The sequence below is a fragment of the Lutibacter flavus genome, from assembly GCF_900188355.1.
GTDB classification, from domain to species: domain Bacteria; phylum Bacteroidota; class Bacteroidia; order Flavobacteriales; family Flavobacteriaceae; genus Lutibacter; species Lutibacter flavus.
Map to the genome: position 1 here is coordinate 1299250 of NZ_FZNX01000001.1, position 22512 is coordinate 1321761.

General features: G+C 28.8%; 24 protein-coding genes. 14 read left to right on the plus strand and 10 right to left on the minus strand.

What is annotated here, in order from left to right; genetic code table 11:
- The first annotated feature begins 42 nt into the window (after positions 1–42).
- From CHB63_RS05735 to CHB63_RS05750, 4 genes are all read left to right on the plus strand, one after another.
- Entirely contained in the window at positions 43–780 is a 738-nt protein-coding gene (locus CHB63_RS05735; protein WP_089377442.1) for a glycosyltransferase, read from the plus strand.
- Between the two features lie 23 nt (positions 781–803).
- Positions 804–2207: an ArnT family glycosyltransferase gene (locus tag CHB63_RS05740; RefSeq protein ID WP_089377443.1), complete on the plus strand. Its 1404-nt coding sequence runs from the start codon at positions 804–806 to the stop codon at positions 2205–2207.
- A gap of 35 nt (positions 2208–2242) precedes the next feature.
- Positions 2243–3868: an ArnT family glycosyltransferase gene (locus CHB63_RS05745; RefSeq protein ID WP_089377444.1), complete on the plus strand. Its 1626-nt coding sequence runs from the start codon at positions 2243–2245 to the stop codon at positions 3866–3868.
- 101 nt (positions 3869–3969) lie between these two features.
- On the plus strand, positions 3970–4638 hold the full coding sequence (locus CHB63_RS05750) for a hypothetical protein (RefSeq protein ID WP_089377445.1): 669 nt from the start codon (positions 3970–3972) through the stop codon (positions 4636–4638).
- Here CHB63_RS05750 and CHB63_RS05755 read toward each other — a convergent pair.
- From CHB63_RS05755 to CHB63_RS05775, 5 genes are read right to left on the minus strand one after another with little or no spacing between them, the layout of a single operon-like run.
- Positions 4631–5203, minus strand: coding sequence for a phosphatase PAP2 family protein (locus tag CHB63_RS05755; RefSeq protein ID WP_089377446.1), 573 nt, complete (start codon positions 5201–5203; stop codon positions 4631–4633). The genes CHB63_RS05750 and CHB63_RS05755 overlap by 8 nt on opposite strands.
- Before the next feature lie 20 nt (positions 5204–5223).
- Positions 5224–6330 (minus strand): peptidylprolyl isomerase, encoded by a 1107-nt coding sequence (locus tag CHB63_RS05760; protein WP_089377447.1) that lies wholly within the window; start codon positions 6328–6330, stop codon positions 5224–5226.
- 11 nt (positions 6331–6341) lie between these two features.
- Positions 6342–7073 (minus strand): FKBP-type peptidyl-prolyl cis-trans isomerase, encoded by a 732-nt coding sequence (locus CHB63_RS05765; RefSeq protein ID WP_089377448.1) that lies wholly within the window; start codon positions 7071–7073, stop codon positions 6342–6344.
- Positions 7060–7605: a gliding motility-associated peptidyl-prolyl isomerase GldI gene (gldI, locus tag CHB63_RS05770; RefSeq protein WP_089377449.1), complete on the minus strand. Its 546-nt coding sequence runs from the start codon at positions 7603–7605 to the stop codon at positions 7060–7062. The genes CHB63_RS05765 and gldI overlap by 14 nt, the downstream gene beginning before the upstream one ends.
- A complete protein-coding gene (locus tag CHB63_RS05775; RefSeq protein WP_089377450.1) occupies positions 7595–8626 on the minus strand; it encodes a DHH family phosphoesterase in 1032 nt (343 codons plus the stop codon). Before CHB63_RS05775 ends, gldI begins: the two co-directional genes overlap by 11 nt.
- A gap of 260 nt (positions 8627–8886) precedes the next feature.
- Between CHB63_RS05775 and CHB63_RS05780 the strand changes: the two genes are divergently transcribed.
- Positions 8887–9321, plus strand: a complete 435-nt coding sequence (locus tag CHB63_RS05780) for a nucleoside-diphosphate kinase (protein WP_089377451.1) — start codon at positions 8887–8889, stop codon at positions 9319–9321.
- Between the two features lie 50 nt (positions 9322–9371).
- Here the strand turns inward: CHB63_RS05780 and CHB63_RS05785 are convergent, their stop codons facing one another.
- Both CHB63_RS05785 and recF read right to left on the minus strand, forming a co-directional pair.
- Positions 9372–9668 carry a DUF721 domain-containing protein gene (locus CHB63_RS05785; protein WP_089377452.1) on the minus strand — a complete coding sequence of 99 codons (297 nt, stop codon included), beginning with the start codon at positions 9666–9668 and terminating at the stop codon, positions 9372–9374.
- Complete coding sequence (gene recF, locus CHB63_RS05790) at positions 9668–10747, minus strand: DNA replication/repair protein RecF (protein WP_089377453.1); 1080 nt, start codon at positions 10745–10747, stop codon at positions 9668–9670. Before recF ends, CHB63_RS05785 begins: the two co-directional genes overlap by 1 nt.
- 112 nt (positions 10748–10859) lie before the next feature.
- Here recF and CHB63_RS05795 point away from each other — a divergent pair, with 112 nt between their 5' ends.
- The 9 genes from CHB63_RS05795 (at position 10860) to CHB63_RS05835 (ending at position 20055) form a co-directional block, all read left to right on the plus strand.
- Positions 10860–11624 (plus strand): tetratricopeptide repeat protein, encoded by a 765-nt coding sequence (locus tag CHB63_RS05795; RefSeq protein ID WP_089377454.1) that lies wholly within the window; start codon positions 10860–10862, stop codon positions 11622–11624.
- 6 nt (positions 11625–11630) lie between these two features.
- Positions 11631–12110, plus strand: coding sequence for a 6,7-dimethyl-8-ribityllumazine synthase (ribH, locus tag CHB63_RS05800; protein ID WP_089377455.1), 480 nt, complete (start codon positions 11631–11633; stop codon positions 12108–12110).
- A 90-nt stretch (positions 12111–12200) separates the two neighbouring features.
- The gene (locus CHB63_RS05805; RefSeq protein ID WP_089377456.1) at positions 12201–12485 is read left to right on the plus strand and encodes a riboflavin synthase subunit beta; all 285 of its coding nucleotides are present in this window, start codon (positions 12201–12203) and stop codon (positions 12483–12485) included.
- Positions 12486–14303, plus strand: a complete 1818-nt coding sequence (mutL, locus tag CHB63_RS05810) for a DNA mismatch repair endonuclease MutL (RefSeq protein WP_089377457.1) — start codon at positions 12486–12488, stop codon at positions 14301–14303.
- A gap of 19 nt (positions 14304–14322) precedes the next feature.
- On the plus strand, positions 14323–15057 hold the full coding sequence (locus CHB63_RS05815; RefSeq protein ID WP_089377458.1) for a rhomboid family intramembrane serine protease: 735 nt from the start codon (positions 14323–14325) through the stop codon (positions 15055–15057).
- Positions 15014–15892 (plus strand): rhomboid family protein, encoded by an 879-nt coding sequence (locus tag CHB63_RS05820; protein ID WP_245856784.1) that lies wholly within the window; start codon positions 15014–15016, stop codon positions 15890–15892. Before CHB63_RS05815 ends, CHB63_RS05820 begins: the two co-directional genes overlap by 44 nt.
- Positions 15893–15895: 3 nt before the next feature.
- Positions 15896–16915, plus strand: a complete 1020-nt coding sequence (locus CHB63_RS05825; RefSeq protein ID WP_089377459.1) for an endonuclease/exonuclease/phosphatase family protein — start codon at positions 15896–15898, stop codon at positions 16913–16915.
- Between the two features lie 66 nt (positions 16916–16981).
- Entirely contained in the window at positions 16982–19108 is a 2127-nt protein-coding gene (locus CHB63_RS05830; RefSeq protein ID WP_089377460.1) for a S9 family peptidase, read from the plus strand.
- A 161-nt stretch (positions 19109–19269) separates the two neighbouring features.
- A complete protein-coding gene (locus CHB63_RS05835; protein WP_089377461.1) occupies positions 19270–20055 on the plus strand; it encodes an aldose 1-epimerase in 786 nt (261 codons plus the stop codon).
- Here the strand turns inward: CHB63_RS05835 and CHB63_RS05840 are convergent.
- Genes CHB63_RS05840 through CHB63_RS05850 form a run of 3 tightly spaced genes read right to left on the minus strand, consistent with a single transcriptional unit; the run spans position 20042 to position 22343 of the window.
- Positions 20042–21646 carry an ABC transporter substrate-binding protein gene (locus tag CHB63_RS05840; protein WP_089377462.1) on the minus strand — a complete coding sequence of 535 codons (1605 nt, stop codon included), beginning with the start codon at positions 21644–21646 and terminating at the stop codon, positions 20042–20044. The genes CHB63_RS05835 and CHB63_RS05840 overlap by 14 nt on opposite strands.
- Positions 21630–21947, minus strand: coding sequence for an antibiotic biosynthesis monooxygenase family protein (locus tag CHB63_RS05845; RefSeq protein ID WP_089377463.1), 318 nt, complete (start codon positions 21945–21947; stop codon positions 21630–21632). The genes CHB63_RS05840 and CHB63_RS05845 overlap by 17 nt, the downstream gene beginning before the upstream one ends.
- 24 nt (positions 21948–21971) lie before the next feature.
- Positions 21972–22343: a hypothetical protein gene (locus tag CHB63_RS05850; RefSeq protein WP_089377464.1), complete on the minus strand. Its 372-nt coding sequence runs from the start codon at positions 22341–22343 to the stop codon at positions 21972–21974.
- Between the last annotated feature and the right edge of the window lie 169 nt (positions 22344–22512).

Genomic DNA, 22512 nt, shown 5'->3' on the forward strand with positions numbered 1-22512 from the left:
TGTTTTTCTTAATTGAAGAAACATTTATAATTAAAAAAAAGAATGACAGAAGAATTTAAGTTGTGCATTATAATTCCATGTTATAATGAAGAAAAAAGACTTGATATAACTCGCATATCTTTATTTTTAAAATTAAACAAAACAACACTGCTCTGCTTTGTTAATGATGGCTCTAAGGATAAAACATTAAAAGTACTTGATAAAATTAAGACAGACTTCCCTCAAAATGTTTCTGTAATTTCTACCCCCAAAAATGTTGGAAAAGCGGAAGCAGTTAGAAATGGGGTTCAACATTGTAATACTTCGTATCAGTTTACAAAAATCGCCTATTTAGATGCTGACTTGGCAACCACTTTAGAAGAATGTGTAGAAATTAGTGAACAAGTTAATAATAATGTCGTCTTTGCTTTTGGATCAAGAATTGCTAAAATTGATTCTAATATTCAACGCAAGTTTTCAAGATTTTTAATTGGACGTGTAATTGCTACTTTTATTTCCAGACAATTAAAACTCCCTGTTTATGACACACAATGTGGGTGTAAAATTTTTGAAAAAGAACTCTCAAAATTAATTTTTAAAGATAAATTTATTTCAAAATGGTTATTTGATGTTGAATTATTTCATCGTATAATTTCAATTTATGAATTAAATGAAATGAAAAATATTTCAAAAGAAATTCCATTAAAATCTTGGATAGACTCAGGGGATTCAAAAGTAGAATTAAGTTATTTTTTCAAACTTTGGATAGATTTATTTCAAATAAAAAAATACTATCGTTAATTCAAAAATAATTTAAATATAAGATGAAGTTGTTTACTAAAAAAATATCTCCTTATGCTATTTTGGTTAGTGTACTAATTTTGTTCAGAGCCTTTTTAAATTATGCAATTCCTTTAATGGATAAAACAGAGGCTCGTTATGCAGAAATAGCGAGAATTATGGCCGAGACAAACAATTGGACAACTTTACAAATTGACTATGGCGTTCCTTTTTGGGCAAAGCCGCCACTTTCAACTTGGTTTTCAGCAATAAGTTTTAAGGTGTTTGGGGTAAATGAGTTTGCGACAAGATTTCCATACCTTCTATTAAGTATATTTATCATTTTATTGATTGGAAAATATTCAAAACGAAAAGGCCTAGACTTTTTAATTCCGGGTATTATATTACTTACAATTCCTGAGTTTTTAATTCATTCAGGCGTGGTTTCAACTGATACTGCTTTGGCATTTTGTGTTACTTTAGTAATGATTTCATTTTGGGAGGCACTCAACAATAAACAAAATAACATTTGGAAATATTTATTCTTTGTTGGCTTAGGTTTGGGTTTATTAGCAAAAGGACCGATTATTATTATTTTAACTGCACCACCAATTTTTGTTTGGGTAGTTTTATCTAAAGAATTTAAAGCCTTATGGAAATCGATTCCCTGGGTTGTAGGAATTCTAATTACTGCAATAATTGCAATCCCTTGGTATTATTTAGCTGAATTAAAAACACCAGGCTTTATTGATTATTTTATTGTAGGTGAGCATTTTAAACGATTTTTAGATTCTAGTTGGAAAGGCGATCTATATGGATTCCCAAAATCTCAACCATTAGGAATGATTTGGGTATTTTTAATCCTTTTTGCAATCCCTTGGATTCAAATACTAGCTATTAAACTTTGGAAAAACAAATCTGTAGTATTTAAAAATAAATGGCTTTTATATTTAATTCTTTGGCTATTATGGACACCGCTGTTTTTTACAGTTTCAAAAAGCTTAATTCATCCATATATTATGCCTATAATGGTACCAATAGCATTATTAATTACACATTATTGGGGAGAAATTAAACATAAAAAAAGAATTATTGGTGTTGGTTTAGTATTCCCAATTTTGGCATTACTACTTTACATTTCAATGGCATTTACAAACAAAATGGAATTTTATATGAATTCCGATAAGTATTTTATTGAAAAGCATATTAATGATAGCTTGCCCATTTATCATTGGCAAAATAAAAGTTATTCTGGTCAGTTTTATTCAAAAGGTAAAATAAAAGCACTTGAAAACAATTTAAAATTAGAAGAACAACTTTCATCTAAAAAACCGTTCTTAATAATTATTTCTCATAAAAAGATTAAAAACATTGATAAAAAAAGTATGAACTTACTTGAGAAAATAGATACTAATTATAAAAAAAGTATTTATAAATTTAATAAGTAGCTCATTCTGATTGTATTTTTTTAAAAGATTTAAAAATGATTAAAACCCTTGAAAAGTATCCAATAGCAACTTTATCAATTGTAATTATACTAATGCTTTTGATTCATTTAGATGTTCCAAATGTTACTATTATGGAAGCGCGAAATTTTATTACAGCTCGTGAAATAGTAAATGATAACAATTGGTTATTAACTACAATGAACGGTGAACCAAGATATCAAAAACCACCTTTACCAACTTGGCTAACAGCTATTTCAGGCTTAATATTTGGATTTAAAAACCTTTTTGGATTAAGATTACCAGCCGCTTTAATGGTCTTATTTTTAGGGATTTTCGGATATTATTTATCTCTAAAATTAGAATTATCTAAAAAACATAGTTTAAATAATAGTTTACTATTAATTACTTCATTTTATGTATTTGCTATAATTAGTGAAGCTCCCTGGGATATTTTTGCACATGGGCTTATGCTTGCCGGCTTGTATTTTCTTTTTCTCCTTTTTGAAAAAAATAAATCTGTTTGGAAGAACGCTTTACTTTCAGGTATTTTTATTGGATTTTCAATTATGAGTAAAGGCCCTGTGTCTTTATTTGCCGTGTTTTTACCGTTTTTAATTTCTTATGGAATTGTAATTAAATTTAAAAGTATTAAATCTAAAATTACACCTTTACTAAGCTGGGTAATTACATTTATATTAGTTGGTGGCTGGTGGTTTTTTTATGTAAGATATGCAGATCCAGAGGCTTTTTTAGAAATCGCAACCAAAGAAACTGGCAATTGGAGTAGTTATAATGTAAAACCCTTCTATTATTATTGGAGCTTTTTTACACAATCTGGTTTATGGACAATTCCTGCTTTTATAGGCTTGTTATATCCTTATTTAATAAAACGTGTTGAAAATAAAAAAGCATATAAATTTACTTTTTGGTGGACTATTTCTGCTGTAATTTTACTTTCCTGCATACCAGAAAAAAAAGCCCGTTATTTAATGCCGGTTTTAATTCCATTGGCTTTAAATACTGGTTTTTATATACAATATTTAATTGAAAATTTTAAAGAATTAACATCTAAAAAAGAAACACTTCCTGTCTTTTTTAATTTTGGATTGATTGCAACAATTGCAATTACACTGCCTATTGCGTTGTTTTTTATATTAAAGGAAGATATTCAACAATATTTAATCAATTATATTTTAACATCCATTTCGGCTATTTTAATTGGTGTTTTAATTTTTAAATCTTTAATTAAAAAGAGAATTTTACAAGTGTTTTACTTAACCATTCTTTTTATGGTTTCCATATTTTTATTTGGCTTACCTATTTCAAAAAGTTTCAATAAAAATGATCAATTTAAAGCTATAAATTCTTTACATACAATTGAAACAAATTATAAAATAAACACCTATTCAATTGGTGAAATAGCCCCTGAATTACTTTGGGATTATAATGGAATTTTAAAAGACATTTATAAAAATGAAACTTTACAAATACCTTTAGAAACAAATTTCGGGCTGTTAATTATGAATGCTGATATTGAAACTATAACTGCAGAATTAAACTCAAACTATAATTTAAAATTAATTGAAACTTATAATTTAAATGTTGGTTCTAAAATGAAAGAACGATTAATTAGACAGTTTTATTTAGTATCAAAAAAATAGTACTTTTGACATATGAAACGAGCATGTTAAAAAGTTTATCGTCCAATGAAATGACAAATAGCGAACAGCATGTGACCGTTAAAAAATATTAATATAGACATATGAAAACACTTACTAACATCGATAAAATTGCCTATTTATTTTTAATTATAATATTTGGATTAGGAATTTATTACGCAAACACAAACCTTCAGTATTTTGATGAAGTGTATACGGTTGAAGACGGATATGTCGAAGGTGGTTCAGCTATATTTCTGTTTATTTCTAGTATGTTATTGTTATATCGTTTTTTTAAACTTTTTAAGCATAAAGACTTATTTTGGAAAATTGGGATATTGGCAATGGCCATTGTTTTCTTTTTTGGAGCAGGTGAAGAAATATCCTGGGGACAGCGCATTTTTAATATAGAATCTTCAGAATATTTTTTAGAAAATAACGCCCAAGGAGAAACCAATTTACACAATATGGTTGTTGACGGAACAAAGATTAATAAGTTAATTTTTAGTCAGCTTTTAACAGTAGTTCTGGTAATTTATTTAATAATTACACCGTTTCTTTTTAGAAAATACGAATGGATTAAAAATTTAGTGAATAAATTTGCAGTTCCAATTGTTCAATGGCACCACACCATTTCATTTTTGGCAGTTACTGCCTTATTGGTTTTTATTTCATCAAATAGGAAATGGGAAATATATGAATTGGCCTTTAGTGTAATTTTCCTTTTGATTTTTATCAAACCACTAAATAAAGAAATCTATACATCTAGGTAGTTCCAAACTTTTTTAAAAATACTTTAAACAGTTTATAAAACAGGATTCCATAAAAACCTCCAATTATAACTCCTGTGAGCACATCTAATGGAAAATGAACTCCTATATAAACTCTGCTATAAGCTATTAATAAAGCCCAAAATATTAAGAAAAAAGGAAGTATTTTATAGCTCCTTTTTAATAAAAAACTAAAAAATATTGCAATCGCCATAGAGTTAGAGGCGTGTGCAGAAAAGTAAGAATACAATCCACCACAGCGTTCTTTTACTAAACGTACTAAATTTAAAATATTTTCATCGTGGCAAGGACGCAATCGTTTAAAACCATACTTAAACAAATTACTTGTTTGGTCAGAAATTGAAATCAACACAATTACAAACAATACTACAATTATAGTTTTTATAAAACCAAACTTTTTAAATGTGAAATAAAGTAGTAATAAATATAATGGGATGGCACTAAACTTGTTTGTTAAAACAAGCCAGAAACCATCCCATTGTTCTGAACCTAAATTATTTAGGTAAATTAGTAATTCAACGTCTTTATCAATTAATAAATCTATCATTGAATACTAATAGTATAATTTTATTTAACTACTTCAACTAATTCTAATTCAAAAACTAAATCAGAATTTGGAGGTATAACACTACCAGCACCTTGAGCTCCATAACCCAAATGAGAAGGGATAAAAAGCATTGCTTTATCACCAAGTTTCATTTGTTGTAAACCTTCTCTAAAACCAGGAATTAAACGAGCCTCTGGTCCATACACAGTTTCAAACGGTGCATAACCATTTTGTGCGTCCCTATGTTCATCATAAGTTTCATAGGCTTTTGCAACTTCTTTAAAACTTGTATCAAACAATTTACCAGTGGTAAAATAACCTGCATAATTTACTTTTACTTTTGATCCTAAAACTGGTTTTTCTCCATCCTTAGTTTCAGTAATTACAAACTTTAATCCAGAAGGTAATTCAGTTCCTTTTGTATTGTTTTCTTTAAAACTTTTTAGCTTTTCTGAAAAAACAGCTTGAAGTCTCTCCTCTTTTAATTTACTTTCTTTCTCTTGTTCTATAAAATATTTAGAGAAAATGGCTCCTCCTTTAAATTTTTTGGCCAATTTTCCAACCTTAATTATTTCAAGTGTTTTTATGGTGTCATTTTGTGCTATTGAATCAACAACATTATGACCTTTAATAACATTTCCAAAAACAGTATGCTTACCATCTAACCAAGGAGTATCTTTATAAGTAATAAAAAACTGACTTCCATTAGTTGCAGGTCCTGAATTTGCCATTGATAAAACACCAGCTTTATCATGTTTCAGCAATAAATTACCAACTGAATCTTTTGGAAATTCATCAATAAATTTATATCCCGGATCACCAGAACCAGTTGCTAAAGGATCACCTCCCTGACACATAAAATCTTTAATTACTCTATGAAAAACAAGACCATCATAAAAATGTTTACCTTTTAAAGAATCTACAACTTGCTCATTTGAACCTTCAGCCAAAGAAACAAAATTAGCCACAGTAATTGGAGTTTTCTCAAACTCCAATTTTAATAAAATAGTTCCTTTGTTAGTTATCATATCTGCATACATCCCATCTTCTAAATCAGCATATTTAGTAGGTTTACACGATACAATTATTAAAGAAAATACAATTAAAACTAATTTAAATATTCTCATATTTTATATGTTTATTTTTTTACAATTTCTAATAATTCCACTTCAAAAACTAAAGCATCAAAAGGTCTTATTTTACCACCTTGACGTGGTGTAGCACCATATCCTAATTCTTGAGGAATAAAGAATTTGTATTTTGAACCTACAGACATTAATTGTAATCCTTCTGTCCAACCTTTTATAACTCTATTCACACCAAATTCGGCTGGCGTACCTTTATCTACAGAACTGTCAAATACTGTTCCGTCAATTAAAGTTCCATGATAATGAACTTTTACTTTTGATGTTTTTAATGGTTTTTCACCTTTTCCTTCTTTTAAAACAATGTATTGAACACCACTTTCAGTTGTTACAACACCATTTTTAGTTTTATTTTCTTCAAGAAATTTTTCACTTTCAGCTTTTACTTCAGCAAAATCACTTTCAGCCTTTTTTGCAGCAGCTTCTTGTTGTTCTTTTCTTTTCTCTTGTTGAATTTTTTGAAAATAAGCATTAATAACTGTATTAAGATCTTTTTGTTCGAATAGTAAATTAGTAGAATCAATTCCACTTTTTACTCCTGCCATATATAAATCTTTATTTACATTATCAAAATTAGTTCGAAGCTTAAGACCCATATCTAAACCTAAGGCATAGCTTACAGAATCCACTTGTGTTTCTAACGATTTATTTGTAACTCCTTGAGAATTACATGAAGCTAATGATACTACTATTATACTTAGAAATAAGAATTTAATTACTTTCATTTTTTTTATTTATTTTAATTAATTGAACTTTATATATTAACGGTTGATTTATATTAATTTTATTTTGATCCCCCAAATATCCAAAAACTTTATGAGATGGGAACAAAAAAGTTACTGTGTTTCCTTCACTCATCAATTTTAAACCCTCTCTTAGTCCTTCAACAATTTCCTGTTTATCTACTATATATTTTTGAGTACCTATTTCATCGGCACTATATATTAATTGATAATTTATATCATAAATATCATTCGAATATATTACTTCATCACCAGATTTAGGTGTATAACCTTCAGTGTTTTTAGAATCAATTTTATACCAAAATCCAAAATCGCTTGCAATATAATTATTTAATGAATCCTTTTTCATTAAATAATTAAAATCGGCTTCTTCTCTAGAAATTAATGTTTTATTGTACTCAACAGAAGTATTCATTAATGTTGAAGTTTTTCTAACAATAGGTTGTCTAGGAATTGGTTCATTACAAGAAACAAGCACAAAAATTATAAAATATATGAATTCTTTATACTTCATATGAATTTAATAAATCATTTTTATAGTCTGGAATAATACTTAAAAATTTTGAAACTGTCGCTTTTAAAGAAATTTCAGATTTTCCGCCTGCTGCATTGTCATGTCCACCTCCATCAAAATGATTTCGAGCAAATTTATTTACTGAAAAACTTCCTTTGGATCTAAATGATATTTTCACAATTTTTTGATCAATGTCTTCAATAAAAATCGCTGCAAAAATAACACCTTCAAGAGATAGCGCATAATTTACAACACCTTCGGTATCTCCCTTTTGATAATTAAACTGGTTTAATTCGTCTTGAGACAACGTTATATATGCCGTTTTAAGTTTATCAATTACTACCAAATTACTTAAGGCACGCCCTAAAAGTTGCAATCTACTATAGGAATTGGTATCATACACATGATTGTGAATCAGCGAATTTTTTGCCCCTCTGTCAATTAAATCGCCAATTATTTTATGAGTTACACTTGTTGTTGAAGCAAATCTAAATGAACCGGTATCTGTCATTATTCCAGTATATAAACTAGTTGCTATTTCAGCATCAATAGTATCCACATCATCTAATTTTTCTAAAAAATGATACACCATTTGACAGGTTGAACAAATAGAAGTATCTGAAAATAAATAGTCTGCAATAGCATCTGGTTGTTGATGATGATCAATCATAATAAAAGTACCATCAAAATCTTTCAGGGTATTTTCCATATCCGACCCAACACGATGCAACGCATTAAAATCCAACAAAAATATTATTGTAGCTTCATCTATGGCTTTTTTAGATTGACGATTTTGCATATCAAACTTTAAAACTTCTTTAGAATCTGGTAACCATTTTAAAAAATTAGGATAATCATTTGGTGCAACAACAGTAGTAAAATGACCTTTTTTTATTAAATAATGATACATTGCTAAACTAGCGCCTATAGCATCTCCATCAGGATTTCTATGTGGTACAATTACTATTTTTTTTGGAGTAGATAGTAATTCCTTTATTTCTTTAATTTCACTTACATTCATAAGTTGCAAATATACAATTTTATAATATTCTATTTCATTACCCCAGTTGTATGTTTGTTAAAATTAAGCTAATAAAAATTGTTAATTTCATATATATTTTTCCTGCTATTTTTATATTAAACCAAAATCTTAAGTAAAAAAGGAATTAGATGTTATAATTAATTCCCTATAAAAGTTATAATGAAAAAATATTTTTAGTAAATTTGAAGTTAGCCATAAAATACTATATTTGCGGCACTTAAAAATTCAAAAAATATAAAATGACTACAAATAGAACATTTACAATGTTAAAACCTGATGCAGTTGACAAGGGTTACATCGGGGCAATTTTAGAAAAAATAAACGCTGCTGGATTTAAAATTATAGCAATGAAAATGACAAGATTAACAAAAGCAGGTGCTGAAGAATTTTATAAAATTCATAAAGATCGCCCATTTTTTGGAGAACTAGTTGATTATATGACATGTGGACCAATTGTATCTGCAATTTTAGAAAAAGAAAATGCGGTTGAAGATTTTAGAGTTTTAATTGGTGCTACCAATCCAGCTGAAGCAGCTGAAGGAACCATAAGAAAACTATATGCTGAATCAATTGGAAATAATGCAATTCACGGTTCAGATAGTGATGAAAACGCTGCTATTGAAAGTGCTTTTCATTTTTCAGGTAGAGAAGTGTTCTCAGGAAATTTCTTTTAATCAACAAATAAATCAAATAAAAAAATCCGCTAATTAGCGGATTTTTTTATTTAACACAATAGTACTTTAGAAATTAAAATTTCTCCTAATTCTTCATTCATCATTTTAAGTATTTTCTCTTTTCCATAACTCAATTCTTCTCTTAATACAGAGGATTTTAATTTTACAATTAAAGTTTTACCTTGTAATTCTACCTTATCTGTATTAGACACAACTCCATTTCCCATAAGATTAGCCCAGGCCTCTTTCACCGACAATTGATGCATTCCTTTTGTAAGTTTATTCTCCTTTATTACATCTTTCATCAAATCCTGTATGGATTGAAATTCATTTTGCCTTTTCACCATTATAACTTAAATATTTTATATGATTGTTCTGTTCTTTTTATAACCTCCTCTGTTCTTTCCTCGTGTGTATCACTAATAAATAACTGTCCAAAATTATCATTATTTACTAAATTAATCAATTGTTCTACACGTAAGTCATCTAATTTATCAAAAATATCATCTAACAACAATATAGGCTTTACTTTAGCCTGCGATTTAATAAAATCGAATTGTGCCAGTTTTAAGGCAATTAAATAGGATTTTTGCTGACCTTGAGAACCAAATTTTTTAATTGGATACCCATCAATTTCAAAAGTTAAATCATCCTTATGAATTCCTACACTTGTATATTGCAATATACGATCCCGTTCTAAATTCTGCTCAAATAATTGTATTATATTTTTATCTTGAAGTTGTGATTTATATTCCACATTCACTGTTTCTTTACTATTAGATATAGATTCATACCTTTTTTTAAAAATAGGAATAAAGGAATTTAGGAATGCTGTTCTTTTTTCAAAAATTATAGTTCCATAACGTTCTAATTGCTCATCATAAACTTTTAAATTAATGGCGTCAAAAACTCTATTGGCAGCAAAATACTTTAATAATGAATTTCTTTGGGCTAAAACTTTATTATAATTTAAAATTGTTGTTAAATAACTTTTATCCGACTGTGATATTACACCATCTATAAACTTTCTTCTAGTATCACTCCCTTCAATTATTAAATCTCTATCTGCAGGCGAAATAATTACCAAAGGTAAATAACCAATATGGTCAGAAAATTTTTCATAAGCCTTCCCATTTCGTTTTAAAACTTTCTTATTTCCCCGTTTTAAACTGCAAACAACCGTATCTATTTTCTCTTCAATACGATATTCTCCCTGAATCATAAAAAAGTCTTCGTGATGCCTAATATTTTGAACAGCTACCGGATTAAAATAACTTTTAGCAAAAGACAGATAATAAATCGCATCTAACACATTTGTTTTTCCAACTCCATTATTACCAACAAAACAATTGATTTTATTCTCAAAATCAAATGTTTGTGATTCAAAATTCTTAAAATTTACCAGCGTAATTTTTTGTAAATGCATCTATTTTTTATGAAAGTCCAAAATTATTCAAAATAAATGGAAATTTAGACACAATTGCATTTTTACTTTCCAATTAAAAATTCTATTTTTGCGCCTACAAATTTTACAATAAATGGCAACATATAAAAAGAGAGGTAATAAAGCAAATAAAGCTCAAAATTCTGTTGAGAGTCATTCTACTACAGCTGAAGTATTTAACACTTTAGATGAAACGGCTTCAAAATCAGAACAGTTTGTAATTAAGCATCAAAAAACTATTTTTATTATTTTAGGATTAGTAGTTGCAAGTATTTTAGGTTATTTAGCGTATCAAAAATATGTAAAAGCTCCTAAAGAGAAAGTCGCGGCTGATGAATTAGCTTTTCCAAAAGCATATTTTGAAGATGCATTAAATAGTTCTGTAGCAATAGATTCTTTATTAACATTAGGATTAAATGGTGCTGATGGAAAATATGGTTTTGTTGATATTGCAAAAGAATTTAGCGGAACCAAAGCTGGAAATTTAGCAAATTATTATGCTGGTATTTCTAACTTAAAATTGAAAAACTATAAAGAAGCGATTGATTATTTAGAAGATTTTTCTTCTGAAGATGAATTATTAGGTCCAACTGCAAAAGGTGCAATTGGAGATGCTTTTGCAGATATCAATCAACCTGAAGATGCTTTAGACTATTATTTAAAAGCAGCAAACTTAAGAGAAAACAATTTTTCTACTCCGCTTTTTTTATTTAAAGCAGCAAATACAGCAATGGATTTAGAAAAGTTTGATAAAGCATTAGATCTTTTTAAAAGAATTAAAAAAGAATTTCCAGATGCTCCAGAAGCAAAAAATATAGATATCTATATCAATAAAGCAACATTTGCATCAAAAAACTAAGCTGTAATGGCAACAACTAATTTATCTAATTACGATAAAGCCACAATCCCAAACGCGAAGAAATTTCGGTTTGGGATTGTTGTTTCTGAATGGAATCCTGATATCACAGAAAACTTATATTTAGGCGCAAAAGAAGCTTTTTTAGAAAACGGAGCAACTGAAGAAAATATAATTAAATGGGACGTTCCAGGTAGTTTTGAACTTATTTACGGTTGTAAAAAAATGATTGAAACTCAAAAATTAGATGCTATTATTGCAATTGGAAATGTGATTCAGGGAGAAACAAAACATTTCGATTTTGTTTGTGATGGCGTTACTCAAGGAATAAAAGATTTAAACATTAAATTTGATGTTCCAATTATTTTTTGTGTTTTAACAGATAACACAAAACAACAATCAATAGACCGTTCAGGCGGAAAGCACGGTAACAAAGGCATTGAGAGTGCTATCGCCGCTATAAAAATGGCAGCTTTAAGAGAGTTTTAACACCCTACTTTTTTAAAAAACTTGACCACAACTTTATAATTCAGTATTTTTGAGGATTACTGTATAATCTATTTTTATTTTTGATAATTTATGGGAATCTTAAAGAGACGTACTAATAAAAAATTTGACTATCAACCAAGATATTATAAAGGTGAAGGAAACCCTTATAAAATTGGTCATAAATTTGATGAATTTAGAACTACTGTTGGGGATAACAAAGGAATTAAAGATAAATTTAAGTCGGCTTATGAAGAATTAAATAGTAAAGAAAAGAAAGGCAGTAATAAATTACTCCTAATTATTATTGCTATTTTAGTTTTCATTTTTTTATATATAATCGATTTCGATTTAACAATTTTCAAGAAACCATTTTAGATGTCAGACATCATTCAGCTTTTACCTGATCACGTTGCTAATCAAATTGCAGCTGGTGAAGTCGTTCAACGACCTGCATCTGTTGTAAAGGAATTATTAGAAAACGCGATAGATGCTGGAGCAACAAATATTAAACTAATTATTAAAGAAGCTGGTAAAATTTTAATTCAGGTAATTGATAACGGTAAAGGAATGAGCCAAACCGATGCCAGATTAAGCTTTGAACGCCACGCAACTTCAAAAATAAAAAAGGCAGAAGACTTATTTAATTTACATACCAAAGGTTTTAGAGGTGAAGCGTTGGCATCAATTGCTGCAATTGCTCATGTAGATTTAAAAACCAAACAAGAAGAAAGCGATTTAGGTACACTTATTAAAATTGAAGGAAGTAAATTAGTGAGTCACGATCGAATTTCAACTTCAACTGGTACATCTGTAGCTGTTAAAAATTTATTTTATAATATTCCTGCTCGCAGAAATTTTTTAAAATCAAACACTATAGAAACGCGTCATATTGTTAACGAATTTCAACGTGTTGCATTGGCACATGCATCAATTTCATTTTCGTTTTACCACAATGAAAACGAAGTATACAATCTAACCTCCAGTAACTTACGCCAAAGAATTGTAGCAATTCTAGGAAAAAAAACGAATGAAAAATTAGTTCCTATTAATGAAATAACTGATGTTGTAGAAATTAATGGTTTCGTAACTAAACCTGAATTCGCAAAGAAAAAAAGAGGGGAACAATTCTTTTTTGTAAATGATCGTTTTATTAAAAATGCTTATTTAAATCATGCGGTTACAAGTGCATTCGAAAGTTTACTTTCTGGTGGATATCACCCAACCTATTTTTTATATTTAACTGTACCAACTAAAAGTATTGATATAAATATTCACCCTACAAAAACTGAAATTAAATTTGAAGATGAAAAAACGTTATATGCAATTTTACGTTCAACAATAAAACATAGTTTAGGTCAATACAATGTTGCTCCGGTCTTAGATTTTGAGCGTAGTAATTCTTTTGATACTCCGTATGCGTTTAAGAATAAAAGTTCGGCAACACCAAGAGTAAATGTTGACCCTAATTTTAATCCTTTTAAATCAGAAGCAGAAAAAACTGTAAATACTCCTTACAAACGCGAAACACAATCGCAATGGGAAAGTTTATATACAGGTTTAGATATACAAAATATAGAAGTTGAATCAGAAACCGTAAATACCTCTTTATTTTCAGATGAAAAACCAAATAGCAAAACCTATCAAATTCATAATAAATATATTGTAAGCAGTATTAAATCTGGTATTGTATATATCAATCAGCATTTAGCACATCAACGTATTTTATATGAAGAATTTTTAGAAAATATTACCGTTAAAGAAGCAATGAGCCAACAATTGTTGTTTCCTTTAGAAATTTCTTTTAGTAAATCTGATATCACTTTAATAAAAGAAATTAAAGAAGATTTAGAAAGTGTTGGGTTTTTATTTGGCGATATATTAGATGATACAATTATAGTAAAAGGAATACCAGTAAATATTTCTGAAAGTCAAATTACTATTATTATAGAGCAATTATTAGAGGATATTAAAAATGATGTTCCAGATACGAGTTTTAGTCAGCTTGATATTATGTCAAAAAGTTTAGCAAAAAGTTTAGCCATAAAAACAGGAAGTAAATTAAATTTGAAAGAACAAGAAGAAATGGTAAACAAACTATTTTCTTGTAAACAACCAGATTTATCTCCATTTGGAAAAATTACATTTGTAACAATAAATATTGATGAAATTGATAAAAAGTTTAACAACTATTAATTGATAACTAGTTGAAATTATGGGAAGAATTACAGAAGCTGTTAAGCATCTTATTATAATAAATGTTATATTATTTATAGCACCACAACTTATTCAAGGGTTTGATTTGCAAAGTATGTTTGCACTCTATTTCCCTGAAAATGAAAAATTTGGATTTTGGCAATTTGCTACACATATGTTTATGCATGGCGGGTTTTCACATATATTATTCAATATGTATGGCTTATGGGCTTTTGGAACTCCATTAGAACAAATGTGGGGAAGAAATAAATTTATTTTCTTCTATCTTTCTGCTGGTTTAGGTGCAGGAGTAATTTACACATTGGTAAATTATTACCAGTTTAATAATATATACGACCAACTTATAAATATTGGATTGTCAAGTACCGATATTCAAAATATATTAACCACCGGTAGTTATAACAATACAATTTTAGAAACTATTTCCGAAGCTAAATTAAATGAGTTTTATGCAACTTACCATACACCCGCCGTTGGAGCCTCAGGTGCCATTTATGGAATTTTAGTAGCTTTTGGTCTATCTTTCCCTAATGCTAAATTAGCATTGATATTTTTCCCTGTTCCAATTGCAGCAAAATACTTTATTCCTGCTATAATTTTAGGAGATTTATTCTTTGGAATGACAAAATATTCCATAGGAAATGTTGCCCATTTTGCCCATGTTGGTGGAGCATTAATCGGATTTTTAATTGCCTGGTATTGGAAACAAAACCAATTTAAACGCTGGAACTAAAGTGAATATAATTAACGACATAAAACAAGCTTGGTACAAAGCAAACATCGTTGAAAAAATAATATATGTAAATGTATTTTTATTTTTGATAACTGTATTATTCAGTAGATTTATTATTGAATATCTTGCTTTACCAGCTACAATCGACAGTTTTATATTTAAACCTTGGACACTTATAACCTACGCATTTATTCATGAACGACTATTTCATGTATTATCAAATCTATTAATCCTTTATTATATTGGCAATCTCTTTTTAAATTTTTATTCTAAAAAGCAATTTTTAAACTTTTATTTTTTAGGTGCTCTTGTTGGAGGTGTTGTATTTTTAAGTTATAATTATTTTGCTAGTAAAAATGGAGCTCCTTTAGGCGGAGCTTCCGCAGCAGTTACAACAATTTTTGTTGCATTAGCCACCAAAATTCCTCGTTATTCTTTACAATTACGGTTTATTGGAAGTGTAGAATTATGGGTAATGGCCGCAATTTGGGTAGCGTTAAGTATTTTACAATTAGCAAATCCAGACAATGGAGGCGCAATTGCTCATATTAGTGGTGCTGCTTTTGGATATCTTTATTCTAAACAATTAGATAAAGGAAATGATATTGGAAAATGGTTTGAGTCTATTATAAATTTCTTTACTAATTTAGTCCAGCCAAAAAAGAGTTCACCTTTAAAAACTGTTCACAAATCTAAAAGCAGATCCTCAAAAGATGAAGTAACCAAAACCAAGCAACGAAAAATTGATGAAATTTTAGATAAAATAAGTAAATCAGGGTACGAAAGTTTAACGCAAGAAGAAAAGGATTTTTTATTTAGGGCCGGGAAAAAGTAACAGATGCAGAAATTATCATTAGTAGATAAATTATTATTTATAGTCAATTCATTATTGGCTACTATGCTGCTTATTTCATTTTTAAGCTATTATATTTCACCTAACACTTTTTCATTTATATCATTTATAAGTTTATCTATTCCTTTCCTAATTATTCTTAATTTACTTTTTATAATTTATTGGATTCTAAAATTAAAGAAACAGTTTTTACTTTCTACAATCATACTACTAATTGGTTTTCAATTTATTACAAAATTTTACAGTTTTTCTGAAAAAAAAGTATTGCTAACTAATGATCTAAAAGTTATGAGTTATAATGTGCGAATGTTTAACTTGTATAATTGGATAGATGAGAAAAATGTAGATCAAAAAATATATGACTTTATTAAAGAAAAATCTCCAGACATTTTATGTATTCAAGAGTTTCATCCTTCAAAAGAGCTTGATATAAAATATCCGTATCAATATGTAAAAATTAGAACCAACCATAATAATTTTGGACACGCTATTTTTTCAAAATACAAAATAATTAAATCTGGGTCATTAGATTTTTCAAATAGTAGTAACAATGCAATTTTTGCCGATATTGTTAAAGATAAAGATACAATTAGAGTATATAATGTTCACTTAGAATCACTTAAAATTAATCCTAAAGAGGAAACATTAACACAAGAAAATTCTGAAAAACTAAGAATAAGAGTGGAAAAAGCCTTTAAAAAACAAACCAATCAGGCAGATTTAATTTTACTACATCAAGAAAAAGCAACCTATAAATCCATTATTTGTGGAGATTTTAATAACAATGCTTTTTCCTGGGTGTACAATACATTAAAAACTAATAAAAACGATGCATTTGAAGTTGCCGGAAAAGGATTTGGAAAATCTTTTGATTATCATTTTCCATTTAGAATCGATTTTATATTAACAGATAAAAAGTTTGAAGTAAATAACTTTAAAACTTACGATGTAAAATATTCCGATCATTATCCAATAATGGCGCGTATCAATTTTAATACAAACTGATAAACATCAGGTAAAAAAACCTTTAAATATCTAACTTTACTTTGTTTAATAATTAACTCCATAATAATGAAAAAATTAATTTCGTTTCTATTTATTTGCACCTTTATTTTAGGTTATTCACAACAAAAAGAATTATCAATTGAAGATGCCGTATTAGGTTATTACAAAGGATTATATCCTTCTTCTTTATCCAACTTACAATGGATTGAAAATACCAGCAACTACGCTTTTAAAAAAGAGAATGAATTAATTTTTACAAATGCTAAAACCAATAAAGTTGTTTCTAATTTATCTTTTGAAGCTCTTAAAAAAGTATATCCTGAGATAAAAAGACTTCCCTATTTACAGGAAATTTCAGCTACCGACTTTACATTTCAAAATGGAAGTTCTATTGAAGTTTATAATTACGTGTCAAAGTCTAAAAGCACTTCAATACATTTTGACGAAAATGCCAAAAACACAGAATACAATTCAAAAGCCAAAGCAATTGCATATACAATTGACAACAATTTATTTATAGCCAACGCTGCAAATCCAAAAATTGTAGTAACTGAGATAGAAGATAAAAACATAGTTAGCGGACAAGCAATTCATAGAAGTGAGTTTGGAATCTATAAAGGTACTTTTTGGAGCCCAAAAGGTAATTATTTGGCATTCTATCAAAAAGATGAGAGTAATGTAGCAGATTATCCGTTAGTTGATATTAACACCTACCCTGCTTCTTTAAAAAATATTAAATATCCAATGGCCGGACAAGGAAGTGAAATTGCAAAAATTGGAATTTTCAATTTAGCTACGCAATCAACAACGTATCTTGATATTGATACTTCAGATGAGCATTATTTAACAAACTTATCCTGGACACCAGATGAAAAATTTGTATTGGTAGCTGAAATAAATCGCGGTCAAAATCACGTTTGGTATAACAGATATAGTGTTGAAACCGGTAAAAAAGTGAATACTTTATTTGAAGAAACCAGTGATAAATGGACCGAACCAGAATTTGATGCCGTGTTTTTACCTAAAAGTACCACAAACTTTTTATGGTTTAGCGAGCGTGATGGGTTTATGAATTTATACCAATATACCTCTGAAGGCAAACTGGTTAAACAATTAACTAAATTTGATTGGGTTGTTACCGGAATTTTAGGTTTCGACGCTTTAGCAAAAAATGTATTTATTACTGGAACAGGTGCAGATGCCAGAGAATCTCATACTTTTAAAGTAAATTTAAAATCAGGAAAATATACTAAACTAACAAGTACAAATGGTACGCATAGAACACAGTTAAGTACGAATGGAAACTATTTAATTGATTCCTATAGTAACTTAACTACTCCTAATTCTATTGAGATAGTTGAAACTAAAAAAGGAAAGTCAACTTTAGTTTATAATGCAGAAAACCCTTTAAAAGAGTACAATTTAGGAACTACTGAATTTGTAACTTTAAAAGGAACTGACGGAACTGATTTATATTCCCGAGTTATTAAACCTGCTAACTTTGATGCGTCAAAAAAATACCCTGTTTTAATTTATGTTTATGGTGGGCCTCACGCTCAAATGAATACAAATTCTTGGCTAGGCGGTGCAAGCCTTTGGATGACCGCTTTTTCAACTTTAGAAGATTACATTATTTTCACTTTAGACAATAGAGGTTCTGCAAATAGAGGTTTTGCTTTTGAAAGTATTATTCACCGTAATTTAGGTGATGCTGAAATTGAAGATCAACTAACTGGTGTTGATTATTTAAAATCTTTAAGTTATGTGGACAGCAGTAGAATTGCTGTTAATGGCTGGAGTTATGGTGGTTTTATGACTACAAGTTTAATGTTACGCAACCCAGGAATGTTTACTACTGCAGTTGCCGGCGGACCTGTAATTGATTGGAAATATTACGAAGTTATGTATGGTGAACGATATATGGATACACCTCAAGAAAATCCAGAAGGTTATGAAAAAACCAAAGTTGCAAATTATATTAAAAATTTAGATGGTAAAATGCTTATAATTCACGGCAGTGTAGATCCTGTTGTTGTACCTCAACATAGTATGACATTATTACAGGAAGCTGTAAAACAAAAAACTCAAATCGATTTTTTCACCTATCCAATGCACGAACATAATGTGCGCGGAGTTGATAGAGCGCATTTAGTTAAAAAAATGTTGGACTATATTGTAGAAAATAATAAGTAGATTCTCGTCACCCTGAATTTATTTCAGCATCTCATAAACCCAGGTCTTAGTATGATGAGATGCTGAAATAAATTCAGCAAGACGTTAGCCAATAATAGTATTAGTTACAGATATAAAATACAGCATAACGGTAAATTTCCTCTTTCTTAAAAAAAATATAAATGATTTTAATAAGCACAGACAAAATTTCTATTGTAAAAATTGAAAAGGGTGAATTAATTAGTTACCAAAAAAATGGTGAAGAATTAATGCATCAAAAAGGAAATCCAGGCTGGAGAAATTCCGATACAGAAATGTTTCCAATTATTGGTCCAACTGAAGCCAACAATTTTAGAGTTGGTACTCCAAAAGGGAATTACAGTCAAGATCAACACGGACTTTTAAGAGAATTAGAGTATTCGGCTACAAGTAAAACAGAAAAATCCTGTTCATTTATTAAAAAATATGCTGCATATTCTGCTATTGAAAATTCAAAATATCCTGAAAAATCTTCCGCCAGATTGCTTTCCTGGCCTTATAGTTTCACCTTTAAGAAAAGTTTTGAATTAACAAACGAATCCTTAAAAATTACTTTTGAAATTATAGCAGAAAAAGGAATGCCTTTTATGCTGGGTTATCATCCTGCATTTATGTTAAACAGTAATTTAGATGAACTTGTAAAAACCGAAATTAAAGAAATTACAATACCCGAAATTATGAAAGGTGGAGATACAGCATATCCTGTTTTAAACACCTCTGAAATTTCTTTACTAAAAAAAACAGGGTCTAATATCTCCATTAGAACGAAAGGTTTCAATAATTTTATGTTATGGACACCTGTTGATAATATGTTGTGCATAGAACCTATTACTGCCTATCCTTATACAGGTAAAGAAATGCTTTCAAAAGAGTTGTTTACTAATTCTAATGGGTTAGATATTTTTGAAGTTGAGATTATTCCTTCTTAACCATTTTAATACTCAATAAATTAACTGGATTTATTCCTAATCCACTAACATTTTTTTGAGAGAAACGTACCACCTCATCATAATATAAGGGTATTACTGCAGCTGATTCCATTACTAAACTATCCATTTTTCGGTATAATACATGTCTTTTTTCATTATCTATAATTTGAATGGATTTTTCGAACAAAGCATCATATTCTTTAGAACTATAATGTGTATAATTTGGTCCGTTTGGTGAGAAATTTTTACTGTGAAAAATAAATAAGTAATTTTCTGCATCTGGGTAATCGGCAACCCAACTTCCTCTAAAAATACTAAGCTGACCATTTACTTTAACCTGACGTAATGTTGAAGGCGGCATTACATCTATATTAACTTTCAACCCAGTTTTTTCCAATTCTCTTTGTATGTATTCACATAAATCTAAATACTGACTGTTGGTACCTATAGTAACTGAAGGTTTTAAATTACCCGTTTCTTCTATATACGATTTTACTAATTCCCTTGCTTTTTCTGGCTGATAGGTGTATCCTTTCATATTATTAAAAGAAGGTAATCCTTTAGGGATAAAACCATTAATAGCTGGAGTTCCAATTCCGTTTCTCAAATACAAAATCATTTTTTCACGATCAAAACCGTAATTTAGCGCTTGTCTTATTTTTTTTGAATGTACTTCTTTCTCATCTGCATCCATATAAACTCCTAAATATTCGGTATTTAAATAAGGACCAGTAACCATATTTATTTTATCCTTATAACTATCGGTAAGTTTTCCATCTGTGGTTAATAAATCGTCTTTATAAGAAGCGTCTATACTGCTCATAAAATCAATATTCCCTTGTATAAATTGCAAAAATTCACTTTGTTTGTCTGGTAAAAACGTAATTGCAACCGCTTCTAAATAAGGCAATTTATATCCATTTTTATCTTTTTCATGGTAAGTAGTATTTTTGCGAAAAACCAATTTTGTGTTTTCTACCCATAACTTAAATTGAAATGGTCCAGTACCTATTGGATTTGCTCTAAACGTATCTCCAAAATAATCAACTGCTTCTTTTGGAAGTACCGAACAATATTTCATACTTAGTAAACTTAAAAACGGCGGAAAAGGTTGTTTTAAATTTATTACAAATGTGCTATCGTTTTTGGCTTCAAAGCGCTCCACATATTCCAATACCCATTTCCCTGGAGAAGCCACATTTGGATCAATCAATCTATTAAAACTGTATTCAAAATCACTGGCAATTACATTTCTAGTTGAGTCTTTACCAAACAAACTATGCTTGTGAAATTTTATGTTATTTTTCAGATTGAATTCATATGTTTTTGCATCATCAGAAATTGTCCAGGAATGTGCAATATCTGGTTTAATTTTTAATTCATCATCTAACTGTACCAAACCATTAAATAGTTGGTTTGTTGCCCAAATAGTTCTTAAATCTTTTGCAAATGCCGGATCTAAAGTGGTAATATTGGCGTGTTCATTATACCTAAAAACCTGAGCATCTCTTTTTTTAATTTCTTCATCAGCACAAGAAACCAGTAACAAACAACCAATAACAACTATTAAAAACCTACTTCTCAAACCCATAGTCATGTTCTACTTTACTAATTCTAAGTTGGTATTTTTTATACCAAAGTGCTCTCCCCTTTTCACGCGCAATTATATGTTCAGCATTATTTTTCCAGTTTAAAATAGCTTCCAAACTTTCCCAATAAGAAACTGTAATTCCCACATCATTTCTAGCTGACTCAATTCCTAGGTAACCATCTTGTAATTTGGCTAATTCTTCCATTTTTTCTGCTGTTTCTAAATAACCTTCATCTATTTCAGTTCGTATGGTGGAAAAGATTACTGTGTAATAAGGTGGTTTTGGTGTATTTGCAATCATAATAAAATTTAATTTCTATATTATTTATTTGAAATTTAACAACCACTTTATTGCAGCAGCCTTTGTTGTAAAAACCTTTTTAAAATGGCTGTTTCCTATCCATTCTTCATGAAATAAAGTTGTTAAAACATGCGTTTCGGGATCATTTACTAAAACAGCCTCATAGTTCACTTTTTCATGATTTACAATCGAAGATAAATTATCTTTCAATAATTTTATCTCGTGTATATCCCAGTTATATTCAGCCATTCGTGTATCAGAAAGATATAATGTATTATTACCTTTAACATTATTGGATAATTCTTTTGCTAAATCAAGAACCTCATTAACACTTATTAAACCTGTTAGCTCAATTTTCACAATACAATTAAAATATTTATAATCTATTTTATACATTTATATCTATTTTAAGATACTGCAATTTAAGACACTTCGTGTTCCTATTTATAATAAATTGATGCAAAATTTTTCAAAAACTGTTGCCATTACTGCAATATATCACATCTATATTCTTTTGTCTTTTTTGAAAGTCATTTATTTTCGAAATTGTTAATTTTTGAACTCT

What these genes read in the sequence shown, in the direction of transcription:
- CHB63_RS05735 (WP_089377442.1), top strand. Translation starts at nt 43, where the DNA reads ATGACAGAAGAATTTAAGTTGTGCATTATAATTCCATGTTATAATGAA.
- CHB63_RS05740 (WP_089377443.1), top strand. Translation starts at nt 804, where the DNA reads ATGAAGTTGTTTACTAAAAAAATATCTCCTTATGCTATTTTGGTTAGT.
- CHB63_RS05745 (WP_089377444.1), top strand. Translation starts at nt 2,243, where the DNA reads ATGATTAAAACCCTTGAAAAGTATCCAATAGCAACTTTATCAATTGTA.
- CHB63_RS05750 (WP_089377445.1), top strand. Translation starts at nt 3,970, where the DNA reads ATGAAAACACTTACTAACATCGATAAAATTGCCTATTTATTTTTAATT.
- CHB63_RS05755 (WP_089377446.1), bottom strand. Translation starts at nt 5,203, where the DNA reads ATGATAGATTTATTAATTGATAAAGACGTTGAATTACTAATTTACCTA.
- CHB63_RS05760 (WP_089377447.1), bottom strand. Translation starts at nt 6,330, where the DNA reads ATGAGAATATTTAAATTAGTTTTAATTGTATTTTCTTTAATAATTGTA.
- CHB63_RS05765 (WP_089377448.1), bottom strand. Translation starts at nt 7,073, where the DNA reads ATGAAAGTAATTAAATTCTTATTTCTAAGTATAATAGTAGTATCATTA.
- gldI (WP_089377449.1), bottom strand. Translation starts at nt 7,605, where the DNA reads ATGAAGTATAAAGAATTCATATATTTTATAATTTTTGTGCTTGTTTCT.
- CHB63_RS05775 (WP_089377450.1), bottom strand. Translation starts at nt 8,626, where the DNA reads ATGAATGTAAGTGAAATTAAAGAAATAAAGGAATTACTATCTACTCCA.
- CHB63_RS05780 (WP_089377451.1), top strand. Translation starts at nt 8,887, where the DNA reads ATGACTACAAATAGAACATTTACAATGTTAAAACCTGATGCAGTTGAC.
- CHB63_RS05785 (WP_089377452.1), bottom strand. Translation starts at nt 9,668, where the DNA reads ATGGTGAAAAGGCAAAATGAATTTCAATCCATACAGGATTTGATGAAA.
- recF (WP_089377453.1), bottom strand. Translation starts at nt 10,747, where the DNA reads ATGCATTTACAAAAAATTACGCTGGTAAATTTTAAGAATTTTGAATCA.
- CHB63_RS05795 (WP_089377454.1), top strand. Translation starts at nt 10,860, where the DNA reads ATGGCAACATATAAAAAGAGAGGTAATAAAGCAAATAAAGCTCAAAAT.
- ribH (WP_089377455.1), top strand. Translation starts at nt 11,631, where the DNA reads ATGGCAACAACTAATTTATCTAATTACGATAAAGCCACAATCCCAAAC.
- CHB63_RS05805 (WP_089377456.1), top strand. Translation starts at nt 12,201, where the DNA reads ATGGGAATCTTAAAGAGACGTACTAATAAAAAATTTGACTATCAACCA.
- mutL (WP_089377457.1), top strand. Translation starts at nt 12,486, where the DNA reads ATGTCAGACATCATTCAGCTTTTACCTGATCACGTTGCTAATCAAATT.
- CHB63_RS05815 (WP_089377458.1), top strand. Translation starts at nt 14,323, where the DNA reads ATGGGAAGAATTACAGAAGCTGTTAAGCATCTTATTATAATAAATGTT.
- CHB63_RS05825 (WP_089377459.1), top strand. Translation starts at nt 15,896, where the DNA reads ATGCAGAAATTATCATTAGTAGATAAATTATTATTTATAGTCAATTCA.
- CHB63_RS05830 (WP_089377460.1), top strand. Translation starts at nt 16,982, where the DNA reads ATGAAAAAATTAATTTCGTTTCTATTTATTTGCACCTTTATTTTAGGT.
- CHB63_RS05835 (WP_089377461.1), top strand. Translation starts at nt 19,270, where the DNA reads ATGATTTTAATAAGCACAGACAAAATTTCTATTGTAAAAATTGAAAAG.
- CHB63_RS05840 (WP_089377462.1), bottom strand. Translation starts at nt 21,646, where the DNA reads ATGGGTTTGAGAAGTAGGTTTTTAATAGTTGTTATTGGTTGTTTGTTA.
- CHB63_RS05845 (WP_089377463.1), bottom strand. Translation starts at nt 21,947, where the DNA reads ATGATTGCAAATACACCAAAACCACCTTATTACACAGTAATCTTTTCC.
- CHB63_RS05850 (WP_089377464.1), bottom strand. Translation starts at nt 22,343, where the DNA reads ATGTATAAAATAGATTATAAATATTTTAATTGTATTGTGAAAATTGAG.